Source organism: Herbaspirillum sp. NPDC087042, assembly GCF_044745245.1.
Classification (GTDB): domain Bacteria; phylum Pseudomonadota; class Gammaproteobacteria; order Burkholderiales; family Burkholderiaceae_D; genus Herbaspirillum.
The window spans coordinates 42202-55195 of record NZ_JBIUZW010000007.1 but is presented as its reverse complement, the minus strand read 5'-3'; the positions used below and the strand labels follow the sequence as shown (position 1 = coordinate 55195).

Genomic DNA, 12994 nt, shown 5'->3' with positions numbered 1-12994 from the left:
TCTTCATGCGTATTGCACCTTCTTTTCAACGTACTTGAACTGCACCACGGTGAGCAGGATCACCACCACCATCAGCACCACCGATTGCGCCGCCGAACTGCCCAGGTCACCGCCCTTGAAGCCATCCGAGAAGACCTTGTAGACCAGGATCTCGGTGTCCTTGCCGGGGCCGCCGTGGGTGGTGGCATCGACGATGACGAAGGTATCGAAAAAGGCATAGACCACGTTGACCACGAACAGGAAGAAGGTGGTCGGCGAGATCAGCGGGAAGACGATGGTGAAGAAGCGCTTGACCGGTCCGGCGCCGTCGATGGCGGCCGCTTCGATGAGCGACTTGGGGATCGATTGCAGGCCCGCCAGGAAGAACAGGAAGTTGTAGCTGATCTGCTTCCAGATGGCCGCCACGACGATGAGGATCATGGCGTGGGTGCCGTTGACCATGTAGTCCCAGGGCAGGCCCAGCCAGGTCAGCACGTGCGAAAGTATGCCCAGCGAGGGACTGAGCAGGAACATCCACAGCACGCCCACCACCACCGGCGAGACCGCATAGGGCCAGATCAGGAAGGTCTTGTAGAGCGAGGCGCCACGGCGCACCCGGTCGGCGAAGACCGCCAGCAGGAGCGAGACCGCCAGCCCGAAGAAGGCCACCAGCGCCGAGAACAGGGCCGTGGTGCGGAACGACTCCAGGTAGGTCGGATCGCCGAAGAGGGCCTTGAAGTTGTCGAGCCAGACGAATTCGGAATAGCCGCCGAAGGCATCCTGCAACAGCATGGACTGGTACATGGCCTGGATGGCCGGCCAGAAAAAGAACAGCAAAGTGATGATGATCTGCGGTGCAACCAGCAGATACGGCAACCACTTCGAGGTGAATCGCGCGCGTTTTTCCACGTTCGTTCCTGCCAGGGATCGCCTGGCGTCAAAGAGGGTTGAACAGATTTCAGGGGATACCGAAAACGGCATCCGGCGATTGCACGCGCCGATGACGCAGGCAATCGCCGGATCCGTCAGCCGTGCGCCGGGTGGCGCGCGGCTGCGATCAGACAACCGGTCTTACTGGTTGCCCTTGTTGGCCTTCTCGAAGCGGGCCAGCAGTTCGTCGCCACGCTTGACGGCCGAATCCAGGGCTTCCTTCGGGGTCTTCTTGCCGGTCCAGACGTTTTCCAGTTCCTCGTCGAAGACGGTGCGGACCTGGGCGTAGTTGCCCAGACGCAGGCCGCGCGACTTCTCGGTGGTCTTGACGATCATCTGCTTGACGGCCACGTCGGTACCCGGATTGCGGTCATAGAAACCGGATTGCTTGGTCAGCTCGTAGGCAGCCTTGGTGACCGGCAGGTAGCCGGTATCCTGGTGCCACTTGGCGGCCACTTCCGGCTTGGACAGGTAGCTGAAGAACTTGGCCACGCCCTTGTACTCGTCGGCCTTCTTGCCATTCATCACCCACAGCGAAGCGCCACCGATGACGGTGTTCTGCGGTGCGCCCTGCACGTCGTTGTAGTACGGCAGTGCCGCCACGCCGAACTTGAACTTGGCGTTCTTGCGGATATCGGCATAGGCCGAGGAAGAACCGGTGATGATGGCGCACTCGCCGGCGTTGAACTTGGCATTGGCCTCGTCCTTACGGCCGGCATAGGTGAAGTAGCCCTGCTTGGCCCAGTTCGACAGGTTCTCGATGTGGCGCACGTGCAGCGGGCTGTTCATCTTCAGGCGCGCATCCAGGCCGCCGAAACCGTTGTTCTTGGACGCCAGCTCGACGTTATGCCAGGTTGAAAACGATTCCAAATGCACCCAGGATTGCCAGGTCGTGGTGTAGGCACAGGAGGCGCCGCTGGCCTTGATCTTGGCGGCCATGCCGACGAACTCCTGCCAGGTCACGGGTGGCTTCTCGGGATCCAGGCCAGCCTTGGCGAACATGTCCTTGTTGTAGAACATGATGGTGGTGGAGCTGTTGAAGGGGAAGGACATCATGCCCTTCGGGGTCGAGTAGTAACCCGCCACCGCCGGCACGTAGGCGTTCTGGTCGAACTTCTCGCCCGCCTGGTGCATCACTTCGTACACCGGTTTGACCGCGCCCTTGGCGTAGATCATGGTGGCGGTGCCCACTTCGAAGACCTGCAGGATGTCCGGCGCGTTGCCGGCACGATAGGCGGCAATGGCGGCAGCCATCGATTCATCGTAGGTACCCTTGTAGACGGGCACGATCTTGTAGTCGGACTGGGTCTTGTTGAAGTCGTCGGCCAGGGCATTGACGCGTTCGCCCAGGGCGCCGGTCATGGAGTGCCACCAGGAGATCTCGGTGGCGGCAAAGGCCGAAGAGGTGATCGTCGCCAATACGCCGGTCGCGACCAGTGTTTTCATCATGTTCATCAGGGGGACCTCACGAAAAAAGGGGGTTTGATGCTAACAACGCACCATGACAGCCGCGTTACATTAGCGGTAGCCGTGTCGCGTTGCAAAGCAAAAGCATGCGGCTATGCAGCACAAACCCCGGGTGTCTCAATCAATTTTTGTTCGCTTTTTATAATATTTACGCCGTGACGCCAAGCAAAACCCGATGGCGTCAGTCGTTTGTCAGCGTCATGTCAGCCTGGAACCAGGCTTGTCACGCACCCTCACAAAAAAGCACGACAATGCGGAAATAGCGCCGCGAATTATAATGCGGTCTTTGCTTTTTGCGGACATGCAATGAACAGGCTCTGGCTTTATGCGCAACTGGTGCGCGCCCACAAACCCATCGGCATCCTCCTCCTGCTGTGGCCCACGCTGATTGCCCTGTGGCTAGCCGCCGGTGGCGCGCCCGACTGGCGCGTGCTGGTGATCTACATCCTGGGCACGGCACTGATGCGCTCGGCCGGCTGCGCCATCAACGACTACGCCGACCGCGATTTCGACCGCCACGTCAAACGCACCGAACAGCGTCCCTTGACCTCCGGCAAGATCCGCTCGTGGGAAGCCCTGATGGTGGCCGGCGTGCTGGCGCTGGTGTCCTTCCTGCTGATCCTGCCCCTCAATGCGCTGACCATGCAACTGTCGGTGGCCGCCGTCATCATTGCCGCCACCTACCCCTACTTCAAGCGTTTCTTCGCCATCCCCCAGGCCTACCTGGGCATCGCCTTCGGCTTCGGCATCCCGATGGGGTTCGCCACGGTCACCGGCACGGTACCGCTGGCGGCCTGGGTGCTGCTGGTGGCCAACATCTTCTGGGCGGTGGCCTATGACACCGAATATGCGATGGTGGACCGCGATGACGACCTCAAGATCGGCATCAAGACCTCGGCCATCACCTTCGGCCGCCACGACGTGCTGGCCGTGATGCTGTGCTACGTGGTGGCGCTGGCGCTGATCTGGGTGGTCGGCCTGCAATATGGCCTGGGGCTGTGGTTCACGGCCGGCATGCTGGTGGCCTGCGGCTTCGCGGTCTACCACTACACGCTCATCCGCGGACGCGACCGCATGCGCTGCTTCGCGGCCTTCAACAACAACAACTGGCTGGGCGCGGCGATCTTTGCCGGCGTCGCGCTGGATTACCTGTTGCGCTGAGCACGGGCAATCGCCACTACACCTCAAGGAGACGGGATGGAAGCTCAATTCTGGCTGGATCGCTGGCACGAAGGCCGCACCCATTTTCACCAGTCGCGGGTGACCCCGCTGCTGCAGAAGTACTGGCCGCAACTGGGCCTGCCGGCCGGCAGCACGGTGCTGGTGCCGCTGTGCGGCAAGTCGCTGGACATGCTGTGGCTGGCCGAACAGGGCCATCGCGTGCTGGGGGTGGAATTGTCGGAACTGGCGATCACGCAGTTCTTCAGCGAGAACCAGTTGACGCCGGTGCTGCATGAGTCGGCGCAGGGCCGGCACTACGTGGCCGGCAACATCGAACTGGTCTGCGGCGACATCTTCGCCCTGGAAGACGCCACCCTGGCCACCTGCGCCGGTGCCTACGACCGCGCCGCGCTGATCGCGCTGCCGCCGGCCATGCGCGCGCGCTATGCCAGCGACATCTACGGCCGCCTGCCGGGCGCGGCGCAAAGCCTGGTGATCACGCTCGAATACGCGCAGGAAAAGATGGATGGCCCGCCCTTCTCGGTGGCCGAAGACGAAGTGCTGCGCCTGTTCAGCCCGCACAGCGACACGGCCGCCATCGACCGCCGCGATATCCTGGAGAAGGAACCCAAGTTCATCGAACGCGGCCTGACGGCGCTGGATACGGTGGTGTATCGCCTGCGGCGCAAGGGCTAAAAGCGACCGCGCTACACCTCGGCCGTGGTCCGGATCACAGTGACCCGGCTGATGACGAACTCGCCCTCCACCACGACCCGGAACGGCACCCCGGCGACATTGAAGCCGGGGCCGCCATCGTCGTCCCAAGCCTGGGCCAGCGCATCGAAGTCGCGCGGACTCATCTGCAGCATCTGGGCGCTGATCACGAAGGTCGCGCCGGTTTTCTGTTTCCTGACTATGTCTTCCAGCTTGGCCATGGCCCTACCTCATTGAACGGTTTCAGCGCGCCGGCAGCAAGGCCATCACGTTGACCGGCTTGCCGTTGCGGCGGATTTCAAAATACAGCTTGACGCGACTGGTGTCGCTGCTGCCCATGGTGGCCACCTGCTGGCCGCGCGTGACGGTGTCGCCTTCCTTGACCGTGATGGTCTTGTTGTGCGCATAGACCGACAGCAATTGCGGCGTGTGCTTGATGATCACCATGTTGCCGTAGCCACGGATGCCGTGGCCGGCATAGGTCACCTTGCCCGCAGCGGCAGCCACCACCGACTGTCCTTCACTGCCGGCGATATCGATGCCCTTCTTGTAACTGTCGCCGCTGGGCGCGGACTTGCCCTGGGTGGGCCACATCCAGTCCAGCTTGGCATCGGCCGCGGCGGGGGCCGATGCATCGTCGTCATCCTGCGGCTTGGCAGACGGTTTGGCCGCCGTTTTGGCCTTGGGCTTGGCGGCAGCAGACGCTTGCGCCGTTGCAGCCGGCCGGCTGCTTTGCCCTGCCCCGGTCCGCGCCACCACGCCTGCCGGCGGACGCACCATGATGCGCTGGCCGACTTCCAGGTCGTCGGGATTGCGCAGCCGGTTCCAGCTGCGCAGGTTGGCCGGGCTCTGGTCGAAGTCGCGGCCGATGCTGTAGAGCGTATCGCCGCGCTTGACGGTGTAGTAACCCTCGCTGTCGGCGGTCGAGGCGCAGCCCGCCAAGAGCAGTGCCAGCGCCAGCGGCAAGGCCGCCAGCAGGGCAACAGGTGTGGCAAACCGCTTCATCAGGCCTTGCCGAACTCGTCGCCCAGCTCCTTGCTGCGCACGGCGGCGGCTTGCACCGCCCGGGCGATGGCATCCTTCACGCCGGCCGCTTCCAGGCTGGTCAGCGCCGCATAGGTGGTACCGCCCTTGGAGGTCACGCGTTCACGCAGGGTCGCCACCGATTCATCGGAACGTCGCGCCAGTTCGGTCGCACCGGCAAAGGTGGCCTTGGCCAGTTGCAGGCCATCGGCGGGCGACAGGCCCAGTGCGGCGGCGGCCTGCTCCATCGCCTCCAGGAAGTAGAACACATAGGCCGGACCGGAACCGGACACCGCGGTGACGGCGTCGAGCTGTTCTTCGCCGCCCACCCACAGCGTCTCGCCGACCGCCTTGAGGATGGAATCGGCCTGGGCACGTTGCAGCGTGGAAACGCGCTCATGCGGCGCCACGCCGGTAATGCCCATGCCGATCAGCGCCGGTGTATTGGGCATGGCACGCACGATGGCTTCGTGACCGTCGAGCCAGCGCGAGATATCGACGATGCGGATGCCGGCGGCGATCGAGACCACCAGTTGCGCACCGATGAAGGGCTTGAGCACGGCGACCACGTCGCGCATCTGTTGCGGCTTGACCGCCAGCACAACCACATCGACACCGGTGATGGCGCCATCGATGGCCGCTGCGGTGGAGACGCCGAACTTGTCCCGCAACGCCGCCAGGGCGTCCAGATTGATATCGACCACGTGGATGTCCTGGGCCGCAGCGACCTTGCCAACCAGGCCACCGATCAGTGCCGCAGCCATGTTGCCGCCGCCGATAAACGCTATCTTCACTTCCGCTCCTTGTGTGTTCCGGGGTTGAGACCGTTAATGATTGAAATTCAGGCGGCGTGCCGCGCGCCGAAGATGGCGCTGCCGATGCGCACAATGGTGGCGCCTTCGGCCACGGCCGCATCGAGGTCGGCCGACATGCCCATGGACAGCGTATCGAGCGCCAGTCCCTCCGCCTGCAACTGCTCCTGCAAGCGGCGCACCGCGGCAAAGGCGGCGCGTTGCTGCGCCACATCCGCGCTCGGCGCCGGGATGGCCATCAGGCCGCGCAGGCGCAAGCGCGGCAGCTGCGCTACCTGCGCCGCCACCTGCGGCAGCTCGGCGGGCGTCAGGCCGCTCTTGCTGTCCTCGTCGCTGATGTTGACCTGCAGACAGATATTCAATGGTGCCAGTTCCGCCGGACGCTGCTCGGAGAGGCGCTGGGCGACCTTGAGCCGGTCCACCGAATGCACCCAGTCGAAATGCTCGGCGATGGGGCGGGTCTTGTTGCTCTGGATGGGACCGATGAAATGCCACTCCAGACTGGCCTGCGGCGCCAGTGCCGGCAAGGCGGCGATCTTCTCCAGCGCTTCCTGCAGATAGTTTTCACCGAAGGCGCGCTGCCCGGCCTGTACCGCGTCCAGCACGGCGGAGGCATCAAAGGTCTTGGACACCGCCAGCAATTGCACCGCCGAGGAGCTACGTCCCGATTTTTCGGTGGCGGCGGTGATCTGGTGCTGTACGCGTTGTAGGTTCTGGGCGATTGACGACATAATCCGGGCCGGGAGCGGCTAGCCTGCGGGGGAAATAAACAGATTGATCAGGTGATCCTTGCAAGGATTAAAGGATTATAAATGGACATTGCCGTGCTACTGGCATTTGCCGTGAGAAATCAGGCCTCCGACCTTCACCTGTGCACCGGCTTGCCACCCTGGCTACGGGTACATGGGGCAATGCGCCGCATCAACCTGCAGCCGCTGGAGGCATCGCAATTGCAGGATCTCCTGCTCGCCGTCATGCCACCCCGACAACAGGCCAGCTATGCCAGCGGCCTGGAATGCGACTTCGCCCTGCAATTGCCGGCGCTGGGCCGCTTCCGTGTCCACGCCTTCCATCAGCAGTGCGGACCGGCCGCCGCCATCCGCCATCTCGGGCTGGAGCCGCCGACCCTGGCCCTGCTGGGCGCGCCCGCCCTGTGCGCCGAACTGGCCCTGCGCGAACGCGGCCTGGTGCTGGTGACCGGCCCTACCGGCTCGGGCAAGAGCACCACCCTGGCGGCGATGGTGCGACATATCAACGAACAGCGGGCGGTGCACATCCTGACCATCGAGGACCCCGTCGAGTTCATCCACCACCCGCGCCGCGCCCTGGTGACCCAGCGCGAGGTCGGCCTGCACACCCGCAGCACCGCCCACGCCCTGCGCGCGGCCTTGCGCCAGGATCCCGACGTGTTGCTGGTAGGCGAGTTGCGCGATGCCGCCACCGTGCGCCTGGCCCTGAGTGCCGCCGACACCGGCCACCTGGTCCTGGGGACGCTGCATTCGGATTCGGCGGCGCGGACCATGGAGCGCATCGTCGATCTCTTCCCCGCCGGCGAAAAGGAAACCGCCCGCGCCATGCTGGCCGGATCGCTGCAAGGGGTGATCGCGCAGACGCTGCTGCCAACGCAGGATGGCAATGGACGCATCGCCGCCCATGAACTGCTGGTGGCCACCCCGGCGGTGCGCCACCTGATCCGTGAAGGACGCAGCGCCCAGCTCTATTCGGCCATGCAGGCCGGTGCGGCGGCCGGCATGCAGACCCTGGAGGCGTGCCTGGCGCAACTGCTGCAACAGGGCCGCATCACGCCACAGGTGGCGCGCGCCCATGTCCGTCAGGATTGACGCGGCACATGCAGCCGGCGGCGCCGAGGTTTAGAATGGCGGCGACCCGACACGGGCAATGCCGACAGGAAAAAACATGACCACCCTCTACGATTTCCATCCCCAGCTGGCCGATGGCAGCGAATTCGATCTTGGCCAGGTGCAAGGCAAGGTCCTGCTCATCGTCAATACCGCCAGCAAGTGCGGCTTCACGCCGCAATACAATGGCCTGGAAGCCATCCACCGCCAGTTCAAGGCGCGCGGACTGGAAGTGATGGCCTTCCCCTGCAACCAGTTCGGCGCGCAGGAGCCGGGCAATGCCGAGGAAATCGGCGCCTTCTGCGAAAAGAACTATGGCGTCAGCTTCCCGCTGTTCGCCAAGATCGACGTCAATGGCGACCAGGCCGCACCGCTCTTCAAATACCTCAAGAAGGAAGCGCCGGGGCTGCTGGGCAGCAAGGCCATCAAGTGGAACTTCACCAAGTTCCTGGTCGGTCGCGATGGCCGCGTCATCAAGCGCTACGCCCCGCAGACGCGGCCCGAGGAAATGATTTCCGATATCGAGGCCCTGCTGGCCCAGTGAGGCTGGCCCGGCTCAGGGCAGCTCGCGGATGATGCGGTAATCCGCATCGCGCACCGGCACGAAATGCGTGGCCCGCAGGCTGCGCAGGGTTTCCTTCACACGCGGCGCATTGTGGTCAAGGAAGACCGCGCGGATCTTGTCGCGAATATCGCCGCACAGCTGTCCGCGATAGACGAAGGGATCAAAAGGGATAGGCGCCGAGCGCCACAGCACACGCAGGTCGCGCCGGTGCAGCTTGCCATCGCTGATCATGCGCGAGAGATTGGTACTGGCCACGAAGGCGGCATCGGCATTGCGGTTCAACACCGCCAGCACCGATTGCTCATGGTTGCCGGAATAGCCGATGCGCGAAAAATACCGGTCCAGCCGCAGGTTGTACTGGCGCGCGAAGATGTGACGCGGGATCAGCGCCCCCGACGTGCTGTCGGGATCGGCCAGCGCCAGCACCTTGCCGACCAGCGAGGCCACGCTGTCATAGGGCCCTTGCTGGCGCGTCACCAGCAGCGAGTAGTACACCGCCGAGACACCACCCTGCGCGGCGAAATTGGGTTCCACCTGTTCCATCGAGGCAAAGGGCGTAATGCGTGCATCACCACGATGCGCCGTCACGTAGGACGCCGGCCCCAGCCGCGCCACATCGACCGCGCCGGCGATCAAGCCCTCGATCACCGCGCCATAGGAGGTTGGCACCACCAGGTCCACCGGCATCTTCAGCTTGTCGCGCAGTTCTTCCAGCAAGGGATTGAGTGCGCTCTGCTGCTCCTGGTCGCTGCCTTGCGGCACAAAGGAAAAGCGCAGGCGCTCGGGACGCTCGCAGGCACGCTTGCCCTGTGCCAGTACCGGGCCGGCCAGGCACAGCGCGAGGATCAACAACAGGCTGCTACGCACGCTCTTCATGTGAATTCGAACCTGCCTTTCTGCAACATGGCTTCCAGCTGTGCCGCCGGTACCGGGCGCTGCAGGTAGAAGCCCTGCACCTGGTCGCAGCCCATCAGTTTCAGGTGCATCAACTGCTCCCGGGTTTCCACCCCCTCGGCCACCACCTTCAGGCCGAGATTGCGCGCCAGCGTGACGGTGGAGGCCACGATCATGCCGTCGCTGTTGTCGTTGCGGATATCGCGGATGAAGGAGCGGTCTATCTTGAGCGCATACACCGGCAGCGCCTTGATATGGCTGAGGCTGGAGTAACCGGTGCCGTAGTCGTCCAGGTAGATCTTCAGGCCTTCGTCGCGCAGCTTCTCCAGCGTGATGCGGGCCTGCTCCAGGTCGGCGATGAAACAGCTTTCGGTCACCTCGATCTCCAGCAGGTCGGCGCTGAGATGGTGGCGTCGCAAGGCGTCGCGCACGGTGGCGATCAGGCTCTCGTCGTCCAGCTGGCGGGCCGAGACATTGATGGCCACCGGCAGCAGCGGCACCCCCTGCGCGCGCCATTGCGCCAGCTGGCGACACACGGCCTCGATGATCCAGCGCCCCAGCGGCTGCACCAGGTCATGCGACTCGGCCAGGCTGATGAATTCGCCGGGGAAGATCAGGCCATGCTCGGGATGCTGCCAGCGGATCAGCGCTTCCATGCCGACCACACGGTAGTTCTGCAGCTCCACCTTGGGCTGGTAATGCAGGCAGAACTCGTTGTCCTTGAGCGCCTGGCGGAAGCGCCCCAGCAACTCCAGTCCACGCACTGCGATCGCATTGAGCGAGGCATCGTAGAAGCGATACAGGCCACTGCCGGCGCTCTTGGCGCTGTACATGGCGGCGTCGGCATTGCTCATCAGTGTCTCGATGCGCTGGCCGTCGCGCGGATAGAGTGCGATGCCGATGCTGGGCGCGGTCTCGACATGGCGCCCCTGCAGGTCGGGATAAGGCGCGCGCAGGGTCTCGACGAGCTTGTCGGCGATCTCGGCCACGCGCTCCTCGCTGCGGATTTCCGACACCAGCACCACGAACTCGTCGCCACCCAGGCGCGCCACCAGGTCGTACTCGCGCACCGCCGCGCGCAGGCGCCGCGCCACTTCCTGCAACAGTGCATCCCCCACGGCATGGCCCTGGGTATCGTTGATGAGCTTGAACTTGTCGAGGTCGAGGAAGAACAGCGCATACAGGTTGCGGCTGCGCTTGGCGCGCGAGAGCTCGGTGGCGGCCAGCTCGTAGAACAGCATGCGGTTGGGGATGCCGGTGAGATAGTCGTGCGAGGCCAGCTGGTAGGCGCGGCTCTTTTCCTGTTCGAGCTGGTGGATCAGGCCGCTCTTCTCGCGCTCTGAATAGAGCAGCTTCTCGTACAGGTAGCGCCGCCGGTGCGCCAGGTTCACCAGGCCGGCAGTGAGCAGCATGATCAGCAGCGACACCAGCATGGCCTGCAGGTAGTACTGCCGGTGCGCCGGCCACAGCCGGGCCATCAGCACTTGCGGATCACGGCTCACCACCACAGCCAGCGGATAATGCGCCAGGCGTCGCTGCACCCCCACATGCTGCACCTGGTCGCCGGGACGCAAGGCATGGATCAGGCCATCACCCTTGCCTGTCAGCAGGAAGGTGGCGTACTCCTGGCCCGCATAATTGGAGCCGCCCGAGAGGATGCCCCCGGACAGCTCGGCCAGTTGCAGGCCGGCCGCATTGAGGATCTCGATACGACTGGAGCCGGCCACGCTGACTTCCTGGTAGGTCTTCAGGAAATAACCCAGGTCGAGGATGGCCGCGAAGAAGCCCTGCAACTCGCCCCGTCCGTTCTGCAGCGGGATCAGCAGCGGCACGCGCCAGCTGTAGCCGTCGCGGTTGTTGGGCGGATTGATGATCATGGCATTGTGCTCGACCGAGGAGGCCGATCCCGTCAGCGAGCTCATGTAGCCGGCATTGATGAGGCGGCTCAGCTCGGGCTCGTTCTTCTGCCGTGCGGAGGAATAGACCAGGCGACCGGTGGCATCGAACATGGCCACGCGCAGGTAGGCCGAATCGCCATTGAAGAGTGGATTGAAGTAGGCCGACGAAGATTGCTCGCCATTGAGCATGGACTGGCCGATGCGCGAATACAGCAGGGTCTTGCCCAGCACTTCATCGAGATTGGCCGAGACGATGGCAGCCACGTTGCGACTGTCGGCAATGGAGGCCGTGATGGCCAGCTGCTTTTCATTCTCGATGCGGATGATCGTGAAATACCACGCCACGGCCAGTACGCAGACCGACAGCAATACCAGCCCCGCCGACACGCCCCTGCCCGCGAGCAGTCTGGTCAGCAGCCCTTTCGGCTCGAACAATAACGGCTTACGCAATCCCCACCCGCTTGAACATGGCGCCGGGAGATCCGGCGCTGACGCAATCCTTTTTTTACCCGCTCAGGGTAATGCGCCAATATGTCCAGTTCATGACAAGCGTGCGCGCGCACGCCACCGCCCTGTAAAAATGCGCAAATGAAAACGCCACGGTCTCCCGTGGCGTTTCCCCTGACAGTAACAGCGAACAGTGTTCGATCCGCGACCGATCAGTTCCTGGTCTGGTCGACCAGCTTGTTGGCCTTGATCCAGGGCATCATGGCGCGCAGCTTCTCGCCCACGATTTCGATCTGGTGTTCGGCGTTGATGCGACGACGCGACATCAGGGTCGGTGCACCGGCCTTGTTTTCCAGGATGAAGCTCTTGGCGTATTCGCCGGTCTGGATGTCTTCCAGGACCTTCTTCATGGCCGCCTTGCTCTCGGCGTTGATCACGCGCGGGCCGGTCACGTACTCGCCGTATTCGGCGTTGTTGGAGATCGAGTAGTTCATGTTGGCGATGCCGCCTTCATAGATCAGGTCGACGATCAACTTCAGTTCGTGCAGGCACTCGAAGTAAGCCATTTCCGGCGCGTAACCGGCTTCCACCAGGGTTTCGAAACCGGCCTTGATCAGGTCCACGGTACCGCCGCACAGCACGGCCTGTTCGCCGAACAGGTCGGTTTCGGTTTCTTCGCGGAAGTTGGTTTCGATGATGCCGGCACGGCCGCCGCCGTTGGCGGTGGCGTACGACAGGGCCAGGTCACGGGCGCTGCCGGACTTGTCCTGATGCACGGCGATCAGGTGGGGCACGCCGCCACCCTGGCTGTAGGTCGAACGCACGGTGTGACCAGGGGCCTTCGGCGCGATCATGATGATGTCCAGGTCAGCGCGCGGCACGACTTGGCCGTAGTGGATGTTGAAGCCGTGCGCGAAAGCGACGGTCGCGCCTTGCTTGGCGAAGGGAGCGACGTTCTCGGCATAGACCTGACCGATGTTTTCGTCGGGCAGCAGGATCATGATGACGTCAGCGTCCTTGACCGCGTCGTTGACTTCGGCGACCTTCAGGCCGGCCTTCTCGGCCTTGGACCAGGAAGCGCCGCCGCGACGCAAACCGACGGTAACCTTCACGCCCGAATCCTTCAGGTTCAGCGCGTGAGCGTGACCTTGCGAACCGTAACCGATGATGGTCACGTTCTTGTTCTTGATCAGCGAGAGGTCGGCATCCTTGTCGTAGAAGACTTTCATGGGGTTCCTAAAGAGT

13 protein-coding genes are annotated in these 12994 nt (G+C 63.6%); 4 read left to right on the top strand and 9 right to left on the bottom strand.

Annotated features, from left to right (window positions below; all coding sequences use genetic code 11):
* Positions 1-3: 3 nt before the first annotated feature.
* Entirely contained in the window at positions 4-888 is an 885-nt protein-coding gene (ugpA, locus tag ACIPHN_RS11385; protein WP_400436167.1) for a sn-glycerol-3-phosphate ABC transporter permease UgpA, read from the bottom strand.
* A gap of 162 nt (positions 889-1050) precedes the next feature.
* Positions 1051-2364, bottom strand: coding sequence for a sn-glycerol-3-phosphate ABC transporter substrate-binding protein UgpB (gene ugpB, locus ACIPHN_RS11380; RefSeq protein ID WP_400436165.1), 1314 nt, complete (start codon positions 2362-2364; stop codon positions 1051-1053).
* Positions 2365-2682: 318 nt separating this feature from the next.
* Here ugpB and ubiA point away from each other — a divergent pair, with 318 nt between their 5' ends.
* Both ubiA and ACIPHN_RS11370 read left to right on the top strand, forming a co-directional pair.
* Complete coding sequence (gene ubiA / locus ACIPHN_RS11375; RefSeq protein WP_400436164.1) at positions 2683-3537, top strand: 4-hydroxybenzoate octaprenyltransferase; 855 nt, start codon at positions 2683-2685, stop codon at positions 3535-3537.
* 36 nt (positions 3538-3573) lie between these two features.
* Positions 3574-4233: a thiopurine S-methyltransferase gene (locus ACIPHN_RS11370; RefSeq protein ID WP_400436162.1), complete on the top strand. Its 660-nt coding sequence runs from the start codon at positions 3574-3576 to the stop codon at positions 4231-4233.
* Between the two features lie 11 nt (positions 4234-4244).
* On the opposite strand, the gene ACIPHN_RS11365 is transcribed toward ACIPHN_RS11370, so the two are convergent.
* The 4 genes from ACIPHN_RS11365 to ACIPHN_RS11350 are packed head-to-tail and all read right to left on the bottom strand — an operon-like array spanning position 4245 to position 6817.
* A complete protein-coding gene (locus ACIPHN_RS11365) occupies positions 4245-4472 on the bottom strand; it encodes a hypothetical protein (RefSeq protein ID WP_400436160.1) in 228 nt (75 codons plus the stop codon).
* A gap of 22 nt (positions 4473-4494) precedes the next feature.
* Positions 4495-5256 carry a peptidoglycan DD-metalloendopeptidase family protein gene (locus ACIPHN_RS11360; RefSeq protein ID WP_400436159.1) on the bottom strand — a complete coding sequence of 254 codons (762 nt, stop codon included), beginning with the start codon at positions 5254-5256 and terminating at the stop codon, positions 4495-4497.
* Positions 5256-6068, bottom strand: coding sequence for a pyrroline-5-carboxylate reductase (gene proC, locus ACIPHN_RS11355; RefSeq protein ID WP_400436158.1), 813 nt, complete (start codon positions 6066-6068; stop codon positions 5256-5258). The genes ACIPHN_RS11360 and proC overlap by 1 nt, the downstream gene beginning before the upstream one ends.
* 47 nt (positions 6069-6115) lie before the next feature.
* Entirely contained in the window at positions 6116-6817 is a 702-nt protein-coding gene (locus tag ACIPHN_RS11350; protein ID WP_400436157.1) for a YggS family pyridoxal phosphate-dependent enzyme, read from the bottom strand.
* Positions 6818-6898: 81 nt separating this feature from the next.
* Between ACIPHN_RS11350 and ACIPHN_RS11345 the strand changes: the two genes are divergently transcribed.
* Together ACIPHN_RS11345 and ACIPHN_RS11340 are read left to right on the top strand one after the other, a co-directional pair.
* The gene (locus ACIPHN_RS11345) at positions 6899-7927 is read left to right on the top strand and encodes a type IV pilus twitching motility protein PilT (RefSeq protein WP_400436156.1); all 1029 of its coding nucleotides are present in this window, start codon (positions 6899-6901) and stop codon (positions 7925-7927) included.
* A 76-nt stretch (positions 7928-8003) separates the two neighbouring features.
* Positions 8004-8489, top strand: a complete 486-nt coding sequence (locus ACIPHN_RS11340; protein ID WP_400436154.1) for a glutathione peroxidase — start codon at positions 8004-8006, stop codon at positions 8487-8489.
* Between the two features lie 12 nt (positions 8490-8501).
* Here ACIPHN_RS11340 and ACIPHN_RS11335 read toward each other — a convergent pair whose 3' ends face one another.
* The 3 genes from ACIPHN_RS11335 to ilvC all read right to left on the bottom strand — a co-directional run bounded on the left by ACIPHN_RS11335 (position 8502) and on the right by ilvC (position 12978).
* A complete protein-coding gene (locus tag ACIPHN_RS11335; protein ID WP_400436152.1) occupies positions 8502-9386 on the bottom strand; it encodes a phosphate/phosphite/phosphonate ABC transporter substrate-binding protein in 885 nt (294 codons plus the stop codon).
* Positions 9383-11677 carry an EAL domain-containing protein gene (locus ACIPHN_RS11330; protein ID WP_400436466.1) on the bottom strand — a complete coding sequence of 765 codons (2295 nt, stop codon included), beginning with the start codon at positions 11675-11677 and terminating at the stop codon, positions 9383-9385. Before ACIPHN_RS11330 ends, ACIPHN_RS11335 begins: the two co-directional genes overlap by 4 nt.
* Positions 11678-11961: 284 nt before the next feature.
* Positions 11962-12978, bottom strand: a complete 1017-nt coding sequence (ilvC, locus tag ACIPHN_RS11325) for a ketol-acid reductoisomerase (protein ID WP_400436150.1) — start codon at positions 12976-12978, stop codon at positions 11962-11964.
* Positions 12979-12994 lie beyond the last annotated feature (16 nt).